Annotated in this window: 1 protein-coding gene; it reads left to right on the top strand. The window is 57.4% G+C overall.

The window, feature by feature from the left end; translation table 11 throughout:
- On the top strand, positions 1-965 hold a 965-nt coding region (locus tag PQR53_RS38825), incomplete at both ends, for a hypothetical protein (RefSeq protein WP_408465880.1).

Below are 965 nucleotides of genomic sequence, written 5' to 3'. Positions count from 1 at the left end.
CTTGGCTCCGCTGGATATCCATAACCCTAACTCATCGCATCAGGACTATGCAGACGGAACGAGAAGCGACGGCATGGGGAAGGTGTGGCTGACGAGGACGGCGAAGCTGGCGACGTATCAGCCTTTGAAACAACCAAGTATCTTGGCTGCTTCTGGAATGCAAACGTTTCCGGCAGGGTCATGTTTTCTCGCAGCTATCCCCTGTGCGGTTGATGGCAAAAAGCCTACAGCCTTAAACAAGCTGGTCTGCTTCAAACTGTACGGCATGGACGGTACGACGTACTACGCGTATGCCCTTCAGGCAGATGCCGCTGCCGATGGCCGGGACTTTGTCCGCGATGCGTGGGTCACGCTGACCACCGACAGCGACTGGATCGCGCGAGGCTGGCAGGCGTACGAAGACATGGAACTGAATACGCAGGACGATGGCTTTGTCGAAGACGATGATGCGGTGATGCAGGCCATCGTGGGCGCGGCGCACAAGTCTCCGGCGATCCTGAACCTGGATGATCTGCATTCCGAAGGGGTGGATGCGATCCTCCGAACTACGGCTATCCGGTTTCACACGGAATGGGACAGCGACCGCAACAGCACGCGTTACGCGAAATTGCAGACTGGCGGGCATCCGCCGCTTCCGCAGTTGACGGCCGATCAGTTCAATGCGTTTCTCCGGGATGCGCAGAAGCAGCAGTTCTGGCGTGATGCAAACGTAAAAAACAATGGCCTGAACGCTGCAAACAAGGCGCTCCTATCCACGCCGATGGACCCGAAAAGCTGGCATTTTCATCCTGTCGGCTTCCTCGCGCAGATGCGCGAGTGCCTGGCATCGGATGCCTACCTTTCCGAGGAAGCGTTTGAGCTGGAAATCCGCAAAAGCTGGAACATCGGCCTGAAGCTGATCGAGAAACGCCTCAAGCAGCTTGAGCCGTGGGCGGATGCCAATGCTGTCATGCCACTGCCGCCAT

Origin of the sequence: Paraburkholderia fungorum, assembly GCF_046027605.1 — a bacterium.
In the GTDB taxonomy this organism is placed as follows: Bacteria; Pseudomonadota; Gammaproteobacteria; order Burkholderiales; family Burkholderiaceae; genus Paraburkholderia; species Paraburkholderia fungorum_F.
The sequence above is the reverse complement of the archived record's forward strand: the minus strand, read 5'-3'. Positions and strand labels throughout refer to the sequence as shown.